We start from the raw sequence: 18,373 nt of genomic DNA, 5'->3' as shown, positions 1-18,373 counted from the left end.
TGCCATGCTTCGGGTAAATCGGCCTTTGCGGAACGGCATTTGGAACGCCGATTCCTCTGCCTGGGCGGGCTCTATTTCGGGAATATCTCTTTTATGATCGCACTGGTCCGTATCGCGCTGAGCCGGCCGTATACTTTCGTCGTGCTCGCGATCCTGCTGCTGATTATCGGACCGCTGGCGGCGCTGCGCACGCCGACCGACATCTTTCCAGATATCCGCATCCCCGTGATCGGCGTGGTGTGGCAGTACACCGGTCTGCCGCCCGACCAGATGTCGGGGCGCATCACGACGCCGTTTCAGCGCGCGCTGACCACGACCGTCAACGACATCGAGCACATCACCGCCAACTCGTATAACGGGTTCGGTATCATCAAGATCTTCTTCCAGCCCAGTGTCGACATCCGCACCGCCAACGCGCAGGTCACCGCGATCTCGCAAACCCTGCTCAAGCAGATGCCGCCGGGCGCGACGCCGCCGCTGATCCTGAACTACAGCGCCTCGACGGTCCCGATCATCCAGGTCGCGCTGTCGGGCGAAGGCCTCACCGAGCAGAACCTCGCCGATATCGGCATCAACCAGCTGCGCACGCCGCTGGTCACGGTGCCCGGCGCCGCGATCCCTTATCCGTTCGGCGGCAAGCAGCGCCAGGTTCAGATCGATCTCAATTCGACGGCGCTGCAGGCCCGCGGCCTGTCGGGCCAGGACGTTGCCAACGCGCTCGCCGCGCAGAACCTGATCACGCCGGTCGGCACCCAGAAGATCGGCAATTTCGAATACACCATCAACCTCAACAACTCGCCGCTCCGGATGGAGGAGCTCGGCGACCTGCCGGTCAAGCAGGTCAACGGCGCAATGGTCTATGTGCGCGACGTCGCCACCGTCCGCGACGGCAACCCGCCGCAGACCAACATCGTTCATGTCGACGGCAACCGTTCGGTGTTGATGATGGTGCTGAAGGCCGGCGCCACCTCGACGCTCGATATCATCTCCGGCATCAAGCAGAAGGTGATCGACGTCAAGGACCAGATGCCCGACGCGCTCAAGATCGGCTTCATCGGCGACCAGTCGGTGTTCGTCCGCGGTGCGATTACCGGCGTCGCCTTCGAGGGCGTGATCGCAGCGCTCCTGACCAGCGTGATGATCCTGCTGTTCCTCGGCAGCTGGCGCTCGACCGTCATCATCGCGGTGTCGATCCCGCTGTCGGTGCTGGGCGCCATCATCATGCTGTCCCTGATCGGCGAGACGCTGAACATCATGACGCTCGGCGGCCTCGCGCTCGCGGTCGGCATCCTGGTCGACGACGCCACGGTGACGATCGAGAACATCAACTACCACCTCGAGCAGGGCAAGCCGGTCGAGCAGTCGATCCTCGACGGCGCCAACCAGATCGTGACGCCGGCCTTCGTCTCGCTGCTCTGTATCTGCATCGTGTTCGTGCCGATGTTCTTTCTGTCAGGCGTGGCGCGCTTCCTGTTCGTACCGATGGCTGAAGCGGTGATGTTCGCGATGATCTGGTCGTTCATCCTGTCGCGCACTCTGGTGCCGACGATGGCGAACTATCTCTTGCAGCCGCATGTGCATCACGAGGGCGCGCCGCCGAAATCGCGCAATCCCCTGGTCTGGTTCCAGCGCGGCTTCGAGGCGCGGTTCGAGCGCATCCGCAGCGGCTATCGCGGCCTGCTCGCAATGGCGCTCGGTCATCGCACGGTGTTCGTGACCGGCTTCCTTGCGGTCGTCGCCGCATCGTTCCTGCTGGTGCCGTTCCTCGGGCGCAATTTCTTCCCGTCGGTCGACGCCGGCAACATCCTGATGCATGTCCGCACCCAGGTCGGCACCCGCGTCGAGGAGACCGCCAACCAGCTCGCCGACATCCAGAAGGCGATCCGCAAGCTGGTCCCCGGCGAGATCGAGACCATGACCGACAACATCGGCATGCCGATCTCCGGCATCAACATGACCTACAACAACACCGGCGTGATCGGTCCGCAGGACGGCGACATCCAGATCCGCCTGAAGGAAGGCCACAAGCCGACCGAGGAGCATGTCCGCACGCTGCGTGAGCAATTGCCGCGGCTGTTCCCGGGCACCAGCTTCGCGTTCCTGCCGGCCGACATCGTCAGCCAGATCCTGAACTTCGGCGCGCCGGCGCCGATCGATTTGCAGATCCGCGGTGCCAATCTCGACGCCAATTTCGCCTATGCCAACAAGCTGCTCGCCAGGATCAAGCGCATCCCCGGCATCGCCGATGCGCGGATCCAGCAGTCGCCGAACAACCCGACCTTCAACATCGATGTCGACCGCACCCGCGCACAATATGTCGGCCTGACCGAACGCGACGTCACCAACTCGCTGGTGGTGAACCTCGCCGGCTCCTCGCAGATCGCGCCGACCTATTACCTCAACCCGGACAACGGCGTGTCGTATTCGATCGTGATGCAGACGCCGCAATACCAGATCGACTCGCTGAGCGCGCTGCAGACGCTGCCGATCACCGCGAGCGGCAACACCCAGGCGCCGATCCTCGGCGGCATCGCCGACATCAAGCGCGCCACCTCGAGCGCGGTGGTCTCGCAATATGACATCCAGTCGCTGGTGCAGATCTACGCGACGACGCAGGGCCGCGATCTCGGCGGCGTCGCCACCGACGTGCGCCAGCTGATATCAGACACCGCCAAGGAAGTGCCGAAGGGCTCCTCGGTGGTGCTGCTCGGCCAGGTGCAGACCATGAACTCGGCCTTCACCGGTCTGCTGTTCGGCCTGCTCGGCGCGGTCGTGCTGATCTACTTCCTGATCGTGGTGAACTTCCAGTCCTGGTCGGACCCGTTCGTGATCATCACGGCGCTGCCCGCAGCACTTGCCGGCATCGTCTGGATGCTGTTCACGACCGAGACCACGCTGTCGGTTCCGGCGCTCACCGGGGCCATCATGTGCATGGGCGTGGCGACCGCCAACAGTGTGCTGGTGATCAGCTTCGCGCGCGAGCGCTATGAGGAGCTCGGCGATCCCGTCGCGGCGGCGCTGGAGGCCGGGTTCGTCCGGTTCCGCCCGGTGCTGATGACCGCGCTCGGCATGGCGCCGATGGCGCTGGGGCTGGGCGAGGGCGGCGAGCAGAATGCGCCGCTGGGCCGGGCCGTGATCGGCGGCCTGATCTTTGCAACCTTCGCGACGCTGATGTTTGTTCCCGTGGTATTCAGTATGGTACACAAGAAGCAAGGCGCCAAAGCCGCCGCCTCATCGGAGATTCCGCATGCCGCCCACTGAACAGCGCCCGCCGGTTTCGCGCCGGAAACTGGGCATCTTCGGCGTGGTGGCGCTGGTCGGCGCCGGCCTGATCGTCGGCACCGGGATCCGTGCCCGCGAGGAGCAGGACTCACGCTTAAAGGAATGGACCGACGACCAGGCCGTTCCGACCGTCGCGGTGGCACTGCCGATCGCCAAGGCGCTCACCCCCACCATCGACCTGCCGGGCCGGCTTGAGGCCTATTCCCGCGCCCCGATCTTCGCCCGGGTTTCCGGCTACCTGAAGACCTGGGACGTCGACATCGGAGCCCGCGTCAAGGCCGGCCAGGTGATTGCCGAAATCGAGGCGCCCGACCTCGACCAGCAATTGCTGCAGGCGCGCGCCGATCTTGCCAGCGCCCAGGCCTCAGCCAAGCTCTCCGAAGCGACGCTGAACCGGCGCAAGACGCTGGTCGCCTCGAACTTCGTCTCCGCCCAGGAGATCGACGAGCGCACCGCCGACCTCTCCAACAAGAACGGTGCGGTCAAGGCCGGTCAGGCCAATGTCGAGCGGCTCGAAGCGCTCGCCGGTTACAAGAAGATCACGGCGCCGTTCGACGGCGTGGTGACCTCGCGCGACACCGACGTCGGCGCGCTGATCAATGCCGGCGGCAACTCGGGCCCGGCGATGTTCACGGTCTCCGACATCACCAAGCTGCGCGTCTACGTCAACGTGCCGCAGAATTACGTCCCGGCGATCAAGATGGGCGCCAAGGCCGCGCTGGTGTTGCCGGATTACCCGAACCGCACCTTCCAGGCGACGGTGGAAGCTTCCTCGCAGGCGGTCGATGTCGCCTCGGGCACGACGCGGATGCAGCTCGGGCTCGACAACTCCTCCGGCGAACTGATGCCGGGCAGCTACGCCAGCGTGAAGCTCAATCTGCAGCGCGACTCCACGCCGCTCAGCATTCCCGCCAGCGCGCTGATCTTCAACAGCAACGGCCTGCGGGTCGCGACCGTCGGCCCTGACGACAAGGTGCTGTTCAAGACCGTGAAGATCGGCCGCGACCTCGGCAAGGAGATCGAGATCGCCTCGAGCCTCGCCCCCGACGACCGCATCATCACCGCCCCGCCGGACGGCCTCGCCGACGGCGACCACGTGCGCGTGACCGGCGCCGGCGCCAAGGGCAAGCCGACCACGGCGTCCGAGAAGCAGGACGCGAAGGGGTAGGGCGTTCGTCGCCCTTACTTCGTCATGCCCGGGCTTGTCCCGGGCATTTTCGTTTTTGGCTGATGCGTAGGCAGCCCTGACCTCGCCCCGCTTGCGGGGAGAGGCGTAGGCCGCCTCCGGCGGCCGTCTCTTAAGAACGCTGAAGCGAAGCTTCAGCTACGTTGCAAGTGAGATGCAATCCCGGTGAGGGGGTACAGGTCTAACTGCGCTCACGTCTCGCGGAGAGAGCCCCTCACCCCAACCCTCTCCCCGCAAGAGCGCAGGGCTGTCCGGGGAAATTCAACCATAGCAGAGTTCCATCTGGTTGAGGGGCGTTCTGCATTTGCGGCGGCTAGGGTTGATTGGCGGAGGCTTGTCGATGCTGGCGAAGGCTCGCCGGGTGAACAGGAACTGGCTGACGAGTTCGGCGAGCCTGAGCGGCAGCATTTTGATGCAGTTGGTCCGCGCGGCAATGCGCAACAGTAGGTAGGCAATCATCGCAGCAAGCACTTGCAGGCGGATTGCATTGTCGTTGGTCCGAGGAACTTGCGGATGTCGAGGTGCTGCTTGATCCAGCGGAACAGCAGTTCGATCTGCCACCGGCTCTTGTAGAGGGCGGCGATCTCGACGGCCGTTCGGGTCGTATCGTTGGTGAGAAGCGTGATCACGCCGCCGTTCTCCCGCCTGACCTTGATGCGCCGCAGCGGTATCGGCAAACGCGAGTCGCCCTTACTGGTGAGCTTCACCTCGTCGTCGACGATGATCCTGAAGCCGCCCCCCTTGCTGTTGCGGATGGTGCGATGCCTGACCGCGCGTAGCCGGATGCTCGTCTTCGGCCGGGTCACGAAGAAAGCCTTGCTATCATTGATCTTCTGCCACCAGTCGAAACGGCAATATCCCTTGTCGAACACGTAGGTTGTGCCGGCCTGGATCGGAGTCTGGCGACCGATCTCGATATCGTTGACGTTGGCAGCCGTCACCTCGACGCACTTCGGGATATCGCCCTTGGGATCGTAGACCACGTGCAGCTTCATGCCGCGGATGCGGCCGTTCCACACCGCCCAGGTGCAAACTTTGCCAAGCGGGATCGGACTGGCGTCGATCAGGCGCACCATCTCCTTGCCTTCGCCCCGCAACTGCCGGCTTGCCATCGCCGACAATCGTGCAAAGGTTTGCGCAAAAATGCTGGACGGGCGGCGGGTATTGGCATCCGACCGCGTCGAGCGGGACAACCTGCCGGTGCCCAGATGATAGTGATGCTGAGGATTGGCGTTGAAGCCGGTCACCACGGCGCGCAGGCTGTTGTTCCCGCTCAACTGCGCATAGATCAGCGCTACCAGGTGATCCCAGCTCTTGAACGACTTGTCGTAGGCATCCCCGTCCAGACGATCCACAGCCGTCTGAAACTGCCGCCGATTGATCGGTTCAAGCAGCCTACTAAAAATGCTATCGCGAAATCGCATGCTCGGCCTTCTGTGTCTCGACAACCAGAAAAGACCGATTTGCCTCGGTTTTGCCGAGCATGCACCGCGACACAGTGAATCATTCCCCGGACAGCCCTGCGCAAGAGCGGGGCGAGGGAGCCTTACACCGCGCCTGCGGCGAGAGTTCCTACCTCACCCGCCATTCCAGCACGCCGTCAGCCGCCGTGACGATGTCGCCGAGCGTGCCGACCGGCGTGCGATCCATATCCTGCAGATACGCCAGGGTCGCGGTATCGCTTGCCGGGATGCGGCCGAGCGTGCGGCGGCCGTCCTCGGTGCGCAGCATGGTGACGCCGTGCTCGACCTCGCCATTGGCGCGATAGATCACGGTGAAGGCCTCGACCTTGCCCTTGCCCGCGGCCTCCGCGGCGAAGTCGGGCACGTCGCGCCTGTTGCGGTCGGCCTCCGCCTGCACGGAGGTGTCCTGCTTGAGTGCGGCCGTCGGCGTCGCGCGCGACAGCACGAAGCCATGATGCTTGGTGACGAAGCCGCCCTGGCCGTAGAGCAGGCCGAGCGTGCCGCCGCTGCGGAGCTTGCGCACCATCGCGCAGGCCGAATGCGTCATGTAGGTGTTGAGCGGCGCGCCGAAGAACGTCAGCCCGCCGGTCACGGTCGGCTGCACGTCGGCTCCGAGGCCCAGCGTGCGGCGCGCCATCTTCGGCACGCAGGGGAAACAGCTATAGAGCTCGATCGCGTCGAACTTCCTGCCGTCGCCGCCGACGAGGTCCATCACCGCCTTCAGCACCGCATTCTGGGCGTGGCTCTCGACGAACTGGTCGCGGATCAGATAGTCGCGCGGCTCTTCCGCCGAGGCGCCGCCGAGCGGATAGATCAGCTTCTCTTCCGGCACGCCTGCGGCGCGCGCTTTCGCAAGGCTGGTCAGGATCAGCGCGCCGCCCATGTTCACCGTCGGGTTCGCCACCATCAGTTTTGTATACGGCCACGCGATCATCCGATTATCAGGCGTTGCGGTGGTAATCTCGTCGCCGGTGAAGCGCTTCTTCAGCCAGGAGTTCGGATTGTCGGCCGCAACCCGCGCATAGGTCGACCACAGGTCGCCGGATTCCTTCAGCGCCTCGCGCGGCGTCTGGCCCCAATGCGCCGAGGTTGCGGACTCATAGAGCGGATAGACCGTGATCGGCCTGAAGACGCCAAGCGCCACGGCCAGCGGCTTCTGGAACGCGGCGCCGCGCTTCGGCTCCTCGACGTCGTGCGCGAACGGCGTCCACGGCAATTCGACGCCGGCGCGCTGCGCCTTGGTCGCGGTCGACTGCGCCTCCGCACCGCACACCGCGGCAACGCTGCATTCGCCGCGCGCGATGCGCTGGGCTGCCTCGTGCAGATAGCGGATCGGGCTCTCGCCGCCGACCGGCCCGTAATAGAGATGCGCCGGCGCAACGCCGAGCCGCTGCGCGAGCTGCTTCTCGGGATCGCGATAGCGCCAGCTCAGGAAGTTGACGACGTCGAGCGACTGCAACTCGGAGAGCAGCTTGGCCCCGCTGTCGGCTTCGGCGCGCTTCAGCGCCTGTTCCAGCAGCGTGAGCGGCTCGAGGCCGGCGGCGATGTCCTTCGGACGATCGACGATCTCGCCGACGCCGACGATGACGGGAATGCGGTCTTCGGGGATAGAGGATGTGGTCATTTCTTCTTGCTTTACTTTCTAGGTCTTCGCCACGCCGTCGCCCTTCGAGGCGCGCAAGGGCGCGCACCTCCAGCGACAACGGCTTCGCCGTTGCGCGGGGGTGACGGCTACGGGGTACGCGTCATCCTGAGGTGCGAGCGTAGCGAGCCTCGAAGTATGGGCCACGTACTCTACTCCGCCACCAGCGCGTTCATGTGCTCGACGGCTTCAACAAAGTCTTCCTTGAACTCCTGCACCACGGCGCCGGCCGACTTAACGCTGTCGATCAGGCCAACGCCCTGGCCGACGAAGTAGGTGACGAGATCGCGCGCCTTCTCGTTGCCGGCCGCGGCGGCGCGGTCGATGGCGTTGAAGGCGTCGCGGCTGATGATGCTTTGCAGCGGCATCGGCAGTGCGCCGGGGCTGTCCGGCGAGCGGTCCCAGGCGTCGGTCCACACCGAGCGGAGCTGCCGCGCCGGCTTGCCGGTGCGGCCCTTGGAGCGGATCGCGTCGCGCGACGACGCCGCGATCATCTTCTCGCGGAAAATCTCCGAGGTCTCCGACTCCACCGTGGCAAGCCACACCGAGCCGGTCCAGGCGCCAGCCGCGCCCATCGCCATGCAGGCCGCCATCTGGCTGCCGGTCATGATGCCGCCGGCGGCGAGCACCGGCACGTCACGGATCTTCCTGACCGCCTTGATCACCTCGGGCACCAGCACCATGGTCGAGACCTCGCCGCAATGGCCGCCGGCCTCGGTGCCCTGTGCGACCAGGATGTCGACGCCGGCCGCGACCTGGCGCAGCGCGTGCTCCTTGGAGCCGACCAGGGCTGCGACCGGCACGCCCTGCTTGCGGCCCATCTCGATCATCGCCTTCGGCGGCACGCCGAGCGCGTTCGCAATCAGCCTGATCGGATGCCGGAACGAGACCTCGAGCAGTTGCAGCGCGGTCTCGGCATCGAACGGCTGCGGCTGGTTGTCGGCGACATTCCGGCTCGTCAGCTCGATGTCGTACTTCTTCAGCAGATTGCGGGTGAAGTCGCGGTGCTCCTGCGAGACGCGCGCCTCCAGGCTCTTCCAGGTGACGTTCTTCTCACCCGCGGTCGAGATGTTTTCCGGGATCAGCACGTCGATGCCATAGGGCTTGCCGTCGACATGCGCATCGATCCACTTCAGCTCCTGCTCCAGCGTGTCCGGCGTATGCGCGGTCGCGCCGAACACGCCGAAGCCGCCGGCGCGGCTGACCGCCGCCACCACGTCGCGGCAATGGCTGAAAGCGAGCAGGGGGAAATCGATTCCCAGCATGTCGCAGATCGGTGATTTCATGGAGCGGTTCTCCCGGCAGCCGTTTTTGTGCTTGTTGGCATCAGGCTTCCGCGACGCTAGCGCATCATGGACGGCTAAGCCAAGCCGGTTTCGGCTACGGCGATCTTGCGTGCAAGCGCTGCTCTGGCCGCATCCCTCGCGGCGCATTCCGCAAGGTAGAAAATGCGAGAGAACGGGGTGGGCAAAGCCAGCTGTGCCCACCATCTAGTGCGGGCATGCACGGCGGTGGCCGCGCCACCTTGGAAAAACGTAAATCGGGAGCCAATGACGTGACTGACACCCCTGCCTACGAGCCGCCGAAAGTCTGGACCTGGAACAAGGAGAGCGGCGGGCGTTTCGCCAGCATCAACCGGCCAATCGCCGGCCCGACCCATGACAAGGAACTGCCGGTCGGCCGCCATCCGCTGCAACTCTACTCGCTGGCGACACCGAACGGCGTGAAGGTCACGGTGATGCTGGAGGAGTTGCTCGCCGCGGGCCACAAGGGCGCGGAATACGACGCCTGGCTGATCAAGATCGACGGCAACCAGTTCGGCAGCGGCTTTGTCGCGGTCAATCCGAACTCGAAGATCCCGGCGCTGATGGACCGCAGCTCTCCGGAGCCGATCAGGGTGTTCGAGTCGGGCTCGATCCTGGTTTATCTGGCGGAAAAGTTCGGCGCGTTCCTGCCGACCGACGCCAAGGCCCGTGCCGAAACCTTCTCCTGGCTGTTCTGGCAGATGGGTGCCGCGCCCTATCTCGGTGGCGGCTTCGGGCATTTCTATGCCTACGCCCCGACCAAGATCGAATACGCCATCGATCGCTTTGCGATGGAGGTGAAGCGCCAGCTCGACGTGCTCGACCGCCGTCTCGCCGACAACGAATATCTCGCGGGCGATGTCTATACTATCGCCGACATGGCGGTTTGGCCGTGGTACGGCGGCCTTGCAAAAGGCCTGCTCTACGGTGGCGGTGAATTCCTCTCGGTGCAGGACTACAAGAACGTGCAGCGCTGGACCGATGCGATCGCGGCGAGGCCTGCGGTGAAGCGCGGCCGCATGGTCAATCGCACCTGGGGTGAGCCGTCGAGCCAGCTGCACGAGCGGCATGAGGCCAGCGATTTCGAGACCAGGACGCAGGACAAGATCGGCGAGCTGGCGGCGTCGTGACATGCCGCATAAATCTGCCCGTCATCATGAGTGTCTGAATCAGATCTGTGGCCGATGAGAACTCGTCATGCCCGGCCTTGTGCCCGCCTTCGCTAAAGCTTCGGCGGGGCTCGCACCAAGCTCGGCGAAGCCTTGGCGTAGCCGGCTGCCGGGCATCCACGTCTTTGCTTCACTGCGGCCTGAAAGACGTGGATGGCCGGGACAAGCCCGGCCATGACGAAGATGGTGGGTAACGCCTTGCTAGCCCACCCGATGCTTCACCCCAGCAAATCGTCGTACTCCGGGTGCTTCTTCATGAAGCCCTGGATGAACTCGCACTTCACGACGAGCTTAATGCCCTGCGCGCGCACCGCGTCCAGCGTGGCGCGAGCGAGCTTTGAGCCGATGCCGCGACCGCCGAGCTCCGGCGGCACCTCGGTATGCACCAGCGTGATCGTATCCGGCGTCTTGCGATAGACCACGAAGGCAGTGGCGCCGTCGACTTTGAGCTCGAACCGGCTCTGCGCCTCGTTGTCGTGGAATGCTTCGCTCATTTATCTTCCTCGGTTATTTTGTCTGCGCGCCCTCGGCCGCGGGAAACACTACGCGGTCGTCGGTGCGGCAATAGCGGTCGGCGAACATGCGGCCGATCGGGTGGTAGCGCTCCATATGCACGCGCATCGCCTCGCGATCCCACAATTCGTCGCGGATGTGGAAGTGGATGCCTTCGCCCATGATCAGCTGGCGGTCGCCGTTGACGTCGATCAGCTTCCAGGTCTTGCACTCCATCGCGAAAGGGGCGTCGGCAAGCCGGGGTACCGCGATCCTGCGCGAGGGCGCGAGCTTGAGGCCGAGATAATCGGGCTCGCCGATCTCGGGCGGGAAGTCGCCGCTCGTCTCGTGCATCGCGCGCGCTAGCGGCTCGTCGGTGAGGTTGACCACGAATTCGGACGTCGCCTGGATGTTGACCAGCGTATCCTTCTCGCGGCCGTCGGGCCGGCGGTTGACCGCGAACATGCAGAGCGGTGGGTCCTCGCAGAACACGTTGAAGAAGGAAAACGGCGCCGCATTGACCACGCCATCCGGCCCGATGCTGGTGACCCAGGCGATCGGCCGCGGCAGCACGAAGGAGGTCAGCACCTTGTAGCGTTCGCGCTGGGTGAGGTCGCTTGGGGAATATTCCATGGGGTGATCCGACAATGTGTAGGGGTTAGCGACCTGTCCGCCGTAGCTCGAAGAGCGAAGGCGGAAGCGTAACCCGCCGCCAGCCGGCAAGAAAGCAAAAGGCGGGTTACGCTTGCGCGCACCCGCCTTGCAAACTTGCTCTCTTGCTTACCTCGCCCCGCTTGCGGGGAGAGGTCGGATTGCGCAGCAATCCGGGTGAGGGGGTACAGGTCTCAACGTTCGGCTCGCTCGCGGAGGCAGCCCCTCACCCCAGCCCTCTCCCCGCGAAGAGCGGGGAGAGGGAGAGGATAGACTACGGCATGCTCAGCTCGTGGCGGCCGACCACCATCCAGTGCACCTCGTCCGGACCGTCGGCGAAGCGCAGATGGCGGACGTCCTGGTACATTTCGCCGAGCGGTGACCACTGCGAGATGCCGGTGGCGCCGTGCATCTGGATCGCCTGGTCGATGATCTTGCAGGTGCGCTCCGGCACCATGGCCTTGACCATGCTGACCCAGATCCGCGCTTCCTTGTTGCCGAGTACGTCCATCGCCTTGGCAGCCTTGAGCACCATCAGCCGCATCGCTTCGATCTCGCAGCGCGCCTGCGCGATGATCTGCAAATTGCCGCCAAGATGAGCGATCTTCTTGCCGAAGGCTTCGCGGGTCAGGCCACGCGACACCATCAGGTCGAGCGCCTTTTCGGCCTTGCCGATCGTGCGCATGCAGTGATGGATGCGGCCCGGGCCGAGGCGAACCTGCGAGATCTCGAAGCCGCGGCCTTCGCCGAGCAGCATGTTCTCCTTCGGCACCCGGCAATTGTTGAAGCGCAGATGCATGTGGCCGCGCGGCGCATGGTCATGTCCGAACACGTGCATCGGGCCCAGGATCTCGACGCCGGGGGTGTCGATCGGGACCAGGATCTGCGACTGCTGCTTGCTTGGCGCGGCGTCCGGATTGGTCTTCACCATCACGATCATGATTTTGCGCGCGGATCGCCGGCACCGGAGATGTAGTACTTCTCGCCGTTGATCACCCACTCGTCGCCGACCAGCTTTGCGGTGGTCGAGATGTTCTTGGCATCGGAGGAGGCGACGTTCGGCTCGGTCATCGCATAGGCCGAGCGGATCTCACCGTTGAGCAGCGGCTTCAGCCACTTCTCCTTCTGCTCCTTGGTGCCGACGCGCTCCAGCACTTCCATGTTGCCGGTGTCGGGCGCGGAGCAGTTCATGGTCTCCGACGCCAGCGGATTCTTCGCAAGCTCGACGGCGATATAGGCATAGTCGAGGTTTTTCAGGCCCTGGCCGGTCTCGTCATCGGGCAGGAAGAAGTTCCACAGCCCTTCCTCCTTGGCCTTGTCCTTGGCCTTCTGCAGTACCGCGAGCTGCTCCGGCGTGAAGCTCCAACGGTCCTTCTTGCCCTCGGCGAGTCGCATGAACTCGACCGACATCGGATCGACGGTCTCACGGATGAACTTCTTGACGTGCTCGTAAAGCGGACGAACCTCGTCCGACATCCTGAGATCGTTGAGTTCTTCGCCAGGGTTGAGATTGTAGGTCGTGGTTCGCGGGATATAGGCGTGTTTCATTATTGGTCCTCCCATCAGCGAGATTTCGCGTTGCGGCCGACAATAGACTTAGGATTTGCGAAGCGCGAGCATGCTTTTCGGCGTGATCCCTGCCGCATCGCGGAATATCGCGACAGCGTTTAAAACGTTGTTTAAACGCCGTCGGTCTCAAGATCGAATTTGGCGGCAGGCGCTCAGACCATCCGGTGCATCGCGCAGATCTTGTTGCCGTCGAGATCGCGCAGATAGGCGAGGTAGAGCTTGACGCCAGAACCCTCCCGCACGCCGGGCGGGTTCTCACAGGGCTTGCCGCCGTTGGCGACGCCGGCCGCATGCCAGGCCTCGACCTGCTCCGGCGAATTGCAGGCAAAGCCGATCGTGCCGCCATTGGCGTGCGTCGCCGGTTCGCCGTTGATCGGTTTGGAAACCATGAAAATGCCGGCCTTGGTGAGGTACATAATGCGGTGACCGTCGACCCGGGCCGGCCGGACATCGAGCGTGGCCAGCAACGCGTCATAGAACGCCTTGGCCTTGTCCAGGTCGTTGGTGCCAACCATCACGTGTGAAAACATCTGAAATATCCTCCCTGCTTGTCCTGGCGCGCCGCAATGCTGCGCGATGTCCCGCACGCCGCGTGCATGCCGGTCGAACGCTAGCAGCAGATTTGCCGCGGCGGAAGCGGCCTCAAGTCGCGCGGTGGGTGGTCTGAAGCAACGCCGTTTCCATTCGTCATTCCCCGGTGCGCAATTGCGCACCTGAGGGCGAGCGAAGCGAGAGCCCGGAATGACGGTGAGGTGAGCACGCTGCTTAGGCTCCCTGATCTTCCCCCGAAAAAATGGACAAGGTTAAGCTGCTTTTAGCTCCATCTCGATCGGACTGACATAGCCGATGGCGGAGTGACGACGAGTTCGATTGTAGAAGCCTTCAATGTAAGCAAAGATATCACGTGTGGCCTCTGCGCGTGTTGCATAGTGAGTGTGGTAGACGAACTCGATTTTGAGCGTGTGAAAGAAGCTCTCCATTGGAGCATTGTCATAGCAGTCGGCCTTGCGGCTCATCGATGCCCTCAAGCCGGCAGATTGCACGACCTTGCGGTATTCCGCCGATGCGTATTGGACGCCGCGATCGGAATGATGGATCAGACCGGCGCCAGGCCGCTGCGCTGAGACGGCCATCCGCAAGGCTGCCAGCGGCAGCTCGGCACGCAAATGATCCGCCATCGCCCAGCCGACGATCCTGCGGCTGTACAAATCCATGACGGTGGCCAGATAGAGCCAACCCTGATCGGTCTCGATGTAGGTGATATCGGCGAGCCAGATCCGGTTCGGCGCAGTGGCGGTGAAGTTGCGCTCGAGCAGGTTCGCCGCGATCGGGAGGTCGTGACGGCTATCGGTCGTCCGCACCCGGCGAGGCCGTGCCATGATGGCCCTGATACCGTGATGGCGCATCAGCCGCTCGATGCGGCCACGGCTCGCCCCGCGGCCCTGGGCCTTCAATTCGACATGGATACGCGGGCTGCCGTAGCGTCCGTTTGTCTCGCGATGGACGCGCTTGATGTCGTCGACAAGCTCACGGTTGGCGACCGATCGCTGGCTCTCCGGCCGGGAGCGCCAAGCATAATAGCCGGCCGGCGAGACACCGAGCACGTCGCACAGGATCGTCACAGGATAGTCGGCGCGGCGATCTTCGATGAAGCGGAATCTCATTTCGGCCCCCCAGCAAAGATCGCGATCGACTTTTTTAAAATGTCGCGCTCCATGCGCAGCCGCTCGTTCTCTCGCTGCAGACGAGCGATCTCCGCCGCGTGGTCCGCCGACGGCAGCGTCGCTTGCGTTGTGGGGCGCCGCGCCGCAGCCGTCGGCTCTCGCCCAGTTCCACGTAGTTCCACCCAGCGCCGCAAAACTGAATCGCGCAGGCCAAGTTCCTTGGCCACCGATCCGATCGAGCGGCCACTCGAAGCGACCAGATCGACCGCTTGCCGCTTATAGTCGTCCGTAAACGACCTACGCTGACGTCCTTCCATCCAACACCTCTCCTGGCTCTTCGAGCCTACTACAGGTGTCCATCAATTCGGAGGAGGTTCACCCTCTCCCCTTGCGGGAGAGGGTGGGGAGAGAGGGGTAGCCCCGGGCGAGCTGATCGATGAGCGCATCGCTCTCGCAACGTGTTCGCTTGCCGCTGTGACAAACTCGGAGAGAGTTCGCCGTGTGGCACTCCTCTCCCTAACCCTCTCCCGCAAGGGGAGAGGGAACCCTTCCGCCAGTGCTTCCCTCACGCGCCAATCACTGAGTTGCCCGACGGCGCAAGCCCCTCGCGCAAAAATATTTCGGTTTATCGGAACGGAAACTCAGTGTATGGTTCGCCCGTCTCACCCGATCGAGGGGCGCTTCGCGGTCGTCACGAACGCGGTGTGGGATGCGGTGGACGCGGAGTGTGTGACTGACGAGAGCACGCGAAGCGGACGGTGAAGTCGTGTGGTCCTGACGCCCTAGTGGCAGGTGTCCCCTTGTAGAACGCGTAGCGTTCTCACGAAGGCGGTGACAAAGAAGCCAAGTCTCGCCGGGGAGAGCACGAAGTAAGCCGTAAACCATCGCGCACGGAAAGCCGGAGTTTCCGGTTACAACTGTGGTCCTACCTCCCGTGCTTTCCATTTGCACGGGACCCATGGGTGCGATCGGCACCCGGCTTTCCCTGCGCCCTCTGCTTGATGAGGGAGCAAGTTAACGCAAGACTCCGACGCTTCAGCGCCGCGAGGATGCGGATGTATGACCCACAAACCGTGCAACACACTCAGTGTCGTCCCGGCGAAGGCCGGGACCCATTATCCCACGCATGTGTTGCTGGGCGACGCTGGAGCCACGATCCCGTTCATAACCAAATGCTGTGGTTATGGGTCCTGGCTTTCGCCAGGACGACAGTTGCGGACGTGGCGGCAGCAACGTCGTCAGAACGCCGTGTACCCGCCATCGATCACAAAACAATCCGCCGTATGATAGGACGATGCCTTGCTCATGATGTAGACGGCGATGCCGCCGAAATCGCTCGGCTCGCCGAAGCGGCGCAGCGGGATGCGCGGCATGACGTTGGCGACGAACTTGTCGTTGGCCATGATGCCCGCGGTCATGTCGCTCTTGATCCAGCCGGGCAGGATCGCGTTCGCGGTGACGCCGTGGCGGGCGAGCTCGACGCCGAGCGCGCGGCACAGCGCGTTCAGCGCGGCCTTGGTGCCGGCATAGTGCTCGTTGCGCGCGGTGCCGAAGAGCGAGGCGAGGCTCGAGGTCGCCACCAGCCGGCCGAATCTGTCGCCCGCCTCGGCGCGCTCGGTCATGTGGCGCGCCGCGGCCTGGAACACATGAAACACGCCGTCGAGATTGGTCGCGAACATTTTTCGCCATTCTTCCTCGGTGCGGTCGATGAAGGAGCGGCGTCCGCCGCCGCCGATGCCGGCATTGGCGAAGCAGCCGTCGACGCGGCCGAAGGTGTCGAGCGTCGCCTTCATCGCGGTCTTGACCGAGCCGGGATCGGTGACGTCGCAGAATTGCGTCGCGACCTTGCCGGGCCCGGCCTTCATCGAAGCCGCCGCGTTGGCGTTCTTCTCCGCATTGCGGCCCCAGATCGCGACGTTGCAGCCGGCGGCGTTCAGCGCCTGCGCGATGCCGAGGCCGATGCCGCCATTGCCGCCGGTGATGACGGCGACGCGGCCGGTGAGATCGAAGATGCCACTCATTGGGGTTTCCATTTGGTTTGGTGCGCGCTAATCACGCGTTCACGGATGGGCTTGCTGCCGACCATGGACAAGCCCGGCACAAAAATCAAATATGGGTCGAAACATCGACCTACCGCGGTACCAACCGCCGAAGCAACGTAAAGAGGAAACCATGCAGTTCAAACACGTCACGCTCGACTTCGACGGATCGGTCGCGATCCTCAAGCTCGACCATAAGGAAGTCATGAACGCGGTCTCGCTCGACATGCTGGGCGGGCTTGCCGAGGCAATGGATGCGATCGACGACAAGCGCGACGAGGTGCGCTGCCTGGTCATCACCGGTGCCGGCCGCGCCTTCTGCACCGGCGCCAATCTGCAGGGCCGCAACACGCAAGCGAAGCCGGGCAAGAGCAACGCCGGCGCCGCGCTGGAGACCGCATTCCATCCCTTCCTGCGCCGATTGCGTAAGCTGCACTGTCCGATCGTGACCGCGGTGAACGGTCCGGCCGCCGGCGCCGGGATGAGTTTTGCATTGATGGGCGATTTGGTGCTGTGCGCGCGCTCGTCGTATTTCCTGCAGGCGTTCCGCCGCATCGGCCTGGTGCCGGATTGCGGCTCGACCTGGCTGCTGCCGCGGCTGATCGGCAAGGCGCGCTCGGTCGAGCTGTCGCTGCTCGGTGAGCGGCTGCCGGCCGAGAAGGCGCTGGAATGGGGCCTCGTCAACCGCGTCTATGACGACGGCGCGCTGATGGAGGAGACCATGAAGCTCGCGCATGAGCTCGCCAACGGCCCGACGGTCGCGCTGTCGCTGATCCGCAAGCTTTACTGGGACAGCCCGGAGAATTCGTTCGAGGAGCAGCTCAATCTGGAATTCGAGTCGCAGCGCATCGCGGGCAGCGCCGAGGATTTCAAGGAAGGCGTCACCGCATTCCTCGAGAAGCGTCCGGCGAAGTTCAAGGGCAAATGATCGAGACCGAGCTCACCCGCTGCGTCGCCTCCTTTCATCCCGGCGCGACCGGCGTCAGTGGCGCCGCAAAGCTCTCCGGCGGCGCCAGCCAGGAGACCTGGACGTTCGACATCGTCCACCCGAGCGGCACGATCGGCGCGATCCTGCGCCGCGCGCCGCCGGGCTATGGTGCGGCGCCGGGCCGTGCCGCCGGCCTCGATGCCGAGGCCACGCTGATGCAGCTTGCGCACGACGCGGGCCTGCCGTCGCCCAAGGTGTTGCATGTGCTGACGCCGGAGGACGGCCTCGGCCGCGGCTTCATCATGGCGCGCGTCGAGGGCGAGACCATCGCGCGGAAAATTTTGCGCGACGAGGAATTTGCCGGGGCGCGGCCGATCCTGGCCCGCCAGCTCGGCAGAGTCATCGCCGGCATTCATGGCCTGCCGCAGGCAAAACTGCCGCAGCTGCGCAGTTTGACGGCGACCAAGGAGATCGAGGATCTCGCCCGCGAATATCACAGCTTCAACTGGCCGCGGCCGGTGTTCGAGCTGGCGCTGCGCTGGTTGCGCGATCACGATCCCGGTCCATCGTCCGAGGTGACGCTGGTGCATGGCGATTTCCGCCATGGCAATCTGATCATCGGTCCCGATGGCGTGCGTGCGGTGCTCGACTGGGAGCTCGCGCACACCGGCGATCCGATGGAGGATCTCGGCTGGATCTGCGTCAACTCGTGGCGCTTCGGTGAGATCGACAAGCCGGTCGGCGGTTTTGGCACACGCGAAGACCTGTTCGCCGGCTATGAAGAAGCCGGCCGCAAGGCAGACCCCGATCGCGTGTTGTTCTGGGAAGTGATGGGCACGCTGCGCTGGGGCGTGATGTGCTGCGGCATGATGCAGCGCTTCCGCTCCGGCCCCGATCATTCGATGGAGCGGGCGATGATTGGACGGCGGGCGTCCGAAACTGAAATTGACCTACTCAGACTGCTAGCGCCGCGAGGCAAGTAAG

12 protein-coding genes and 2 pseudogenes are annotated in these 18,373 nt (G+C 64.2%); 5 read left to right on the top strand and 9 right to left on the bottom strand.

Features of this window, described 5'->3' with window-relative positions:
• Nucleotides 1-93 precede the first annotated feature (93 nt).
• Both HAP54_RS44615 and HAP54_RS44610 read left to right on the top strand, forming a co-directional pair.
• Nucleotides 94-3,261, top strand: a complete 3,168-nt coding sequence (locus HAP54_RS44615) for an efflux RND transporter permease subunit (RefSeq protein ID WP_166297777.1) — start codon at nt 94-96, stop codon at nt 3,259-3,261.
• Nucleotides 3,248-4,450 carry an efflux RND transporter periplasmic adaptor subunit gene (locus HAP54_RS44610; protein ID WP_166297776.1) on the top strand — a complete coding sequence of 401 codons (1,203 nt, stop codon included), beginning with the start codon at nt 3,248-3,250 and terminating at the stop codon, nt 4,448-4,450. Before HAP54_RS44615 ends, HAP54_RS44610 begins: the two co-directional genes overlap by 14 nt.
• 279 nt (nt 4,451-4,729) lie before the next feature.
• Here the strand turns inward: HAP54_RS44610 and HAP54_RS44605 are convergent.
• The 3 genes and pseudogenes from HAP54_RS44605 to HAP54_RS44595 all read right to left on the bottom strand — a co-directional run bounded on the left by HAP54_RS44605 (nt 4,730) and on the right by HAP54_RS44595 (nt 8,859).
• Nucleotides 4,730-5,892 (bottom strand): annotated as a pseudogene (locus HAP54_RS44605) (IS4 family transposase).
• A gap of 148 nt (nt 5,893-6,040) precedes the next feature.
• On the bottom strand, nt 6,041-7,555 hold the full coding sequence (locus HAP54_RS44600; RefSeq protein ID WP_166297775.1) for an acetyl-CoA acetyltransferase: 1,515 nt from the start codon (nt 7,553-7,555) through the stop codon (nt 6,041-6,043).
• Between the two features lie 170 nt (nt 7,556-7,725).
• Entirely contained in the window at nt 7,726-8,859 is a 1,134-nt protein-coding gene (locus HAP54_RS44595; RefSeq protein ID WP_166297774.1) for a nitronate monooxygenase, read from the bottom strand.
• A 269-nt stretch (nt 8,860-9,128) separates the two neighbouring features.
• On the opposite strand from HAP54_RS44595, the gene yghU reads away from it, so the two are divergent.
• Complete coding sequence (yghU, locus tag HAP54_RS44590; RefSeq protein WP_166297773.1) at nt 9,129-10,007, top strand: glutathione-dependent disulfide-bond oxidoreductase; 879 nt, start codon at nt 9,129-9,131, stop codon at nt 10,005-10,007.
• A 257-nt stretch (nt 10,008-10,264) separates the two neighbouring features.
• On the opposite strand, the gene HAP54_RS44585 is transcribed toward yghU, so the two are convergent.
• The 6 genes and pseudogenes from HAP54_RS44585 to HAP54_RS44560 form a co-directional block, all read right to left on the bottom strand.
• On the bottom strand, nt 10,265-10,540 hold the full coding sequence (locus HAP54_RS44585; RefSeq protein WP_166297772.1) for a GNAT family N-acetyltransferase: 276 nt from the start codon (nt 10,538-10,540) through the stop codon (nt 10,265-10,267).
• A gap of 13 nt (nt 10,541-10,553) precedes the next feature.
• A complete protein-coding gene (locus HAP54_RS44580) occupies nt 10,554-11,171 on the bottom strand; it encodes a flavin reductase family protein (protein WP_166297771.1) in 618 nt (205 codons plus the stop codon).
• A gap of 292 nt (nt 11,172-11,463) precedes the next feature.
• Nucleotides 11,464-12,740: pseudogene (locus HAP54_RS44575) on the bottom strand (acyl-CoA dehydrogenase family protein).
• 170 nt (nt 12,741-12,910) lie between these two features.
• Nucleotides 12,911-13,288 carry a VOC family protein gene (locus tag HAP54_RS44570; protein ID WP_166215295.1) on the bottom strand — a complete coding sequence of 126 codons (378 nt, stop codon included), beginning with the start codon at nt 13,286-13,288 and terminating at the stop codon, nt 12,911-12,913.
• 273 nt (nt 13,289-13,561) lie between these two features.
• Nucleotides 13,562-14,739, bottom strand: a protein-coding gene (locus tag HAP54_RS44565; RefSeq protein ID WP_224741512.1) for an IS3 family transposase whose coding sequence is annotated in 2 segments (ribosomal slippage) — nt 13,562-14,442 and nt 14,442-14,739 — 1,179 coding nt in all. Because the reading frame shifts where the segments join, the coding sequence is not laid out codon by codon here.
• Nucleotides 14,740-15,660: 921 nt separating this feature from the next.
• Nucleotides 15,661-16,443: an SDR family NAD(P)-dependent oxidoreductase gene (locus tag HAP54_RS44560; RefSeq protein WP_029083964.1), complete on the bottom strand. Its 783-nt coding sequence runs from the start codon at nt 16,441-16,443 to the stop codon at nt 15,661-15,663.
• A 151-nt stretch (nt 16,444-16,594) separates the two neighbouring features.
• Between HAP54_RS44560 and HAP54_RS44555 the strand changes: the two genes are divergently transcribed.
• Both HAP54_RS44555 and HAP54_RS44550 read left to right on the top strand, forming a co-directional pair.
• The gene (locus HAP54_RS44555; protein ID WP_166297770.1) at nt 16,595-17,389 is read left to right on the top strand and encodes an enoyl-CoA hydratase/isomerase; all 795 of its coding nucleotides are present in this window, start codon (nt 16,595-16,597) and stop codon (nt 17,387-17,389) included.
• Nucleotides 17,386-18,372: a phosphotransferase family protein gene (locus tag HAP54_RS44550; RefSeq protein ID WP_166297769.1), complete on the top strand. Its 987-nt coding sequence runs from the start codon at nt 17,386-17,388 to the stop codon at nt 18,370-18,372. The genes HAP54_RS44555 and HAP54_RS44550 overlap by 4 nt, the downstream gene beginning before the upstream one ends.
• The last annotated feature ends 1 nt before the right edge of the window (nt 18,373 follow it).

This window comes from Bradyrhizobium sp. 2S1 (assembly GCF_011516625.5).
In the GTDB taxonomy this organism is placed as follows: Bacteria; Pseudomonadota; Alphaproteobacteria; order Rhizobiales; family Xanthobacteraceae; genus Bradyrhizobium; species Bradyrhizobium septentrionale.
This window is presented reverse-complemented; position numbering and strand designations above follow the sequence as displayed.

Excerpts from the sequence above, each read along its gene's own strand:
- HAP54_RS44570 (WP_166215295.1), bottom strand. The coding sequence starts at position 13,288 with ATGTTTTCACACGTGATGGTTGGCACCAACGACCTGGACAAGGCCAAG.
- HAP54_RS44580 (WP_166297771.1), bottom strand. The coding sequence starts at position 11,171 with ATGGAATATTCCCCAAGCGACCTCACCCAGCGCGAACGCTACAAGGTG.
- HAP54_RS44555 (WP_166297770.1), top strand. The coding sequence starts at position 16,595 with ATGCAGTTCAAACACGTCACGCTCGACTTCGACGGATCGGTCGCGATC.
- HAP54_RS44615 (WP_166297777.1), top strand. The coding sequence starts at position 94 with ATGATCGCACTGGTCCGTATCGCGCTGAGCCGGCCGTATACTTTCGTC.
- HAP54_RS44610 (WP_166297776.1), top strand. The coding sequence starts at position 3,248 with ATGCCGCCCACTGAACAGCGCCCGCCGGTTTCGCGCCGGAAACTGGGC.
- HAP54_RS44550 (WP_166297769.1), top strand. The coding sequence starts at position 17,386 with ATGATCGAGACCGAGCTCACCCGCTGCGTCGCCTCCTTTCATCCCGGC.
- HAP54_RS44595 (WP_166297774.1), bottom strand. The coding sequence starts at position 8,859 with ATGAAATCACCGATCTGCGACATGCTGGGAATCGATTTCCCCCTGCTC.
- HAP54_RS44585 (WP_166297772.1), bottom strand. The coding sequence starts at position 10,540 with ATGAGCGAAGCATTCCACGACAACGAGGCGCAGAGCCGGTTCGAGCTC.
- HAP54_RS44560 (WP_029083964.1), bottom strand. The coding sequence starts at position 16,443 with ATGAGTGGCATCTTCGATCTCACCGGCCGCGTCGCCGTCATCACCGGC.
- HAP54_RS44600 (WP_166297775.1), bottom strand. The coding sequence starts at position 7,555 with ATGACCACATCCTCTATCCCCGAAGACCGCATTCCCGTCATCGTCGGC.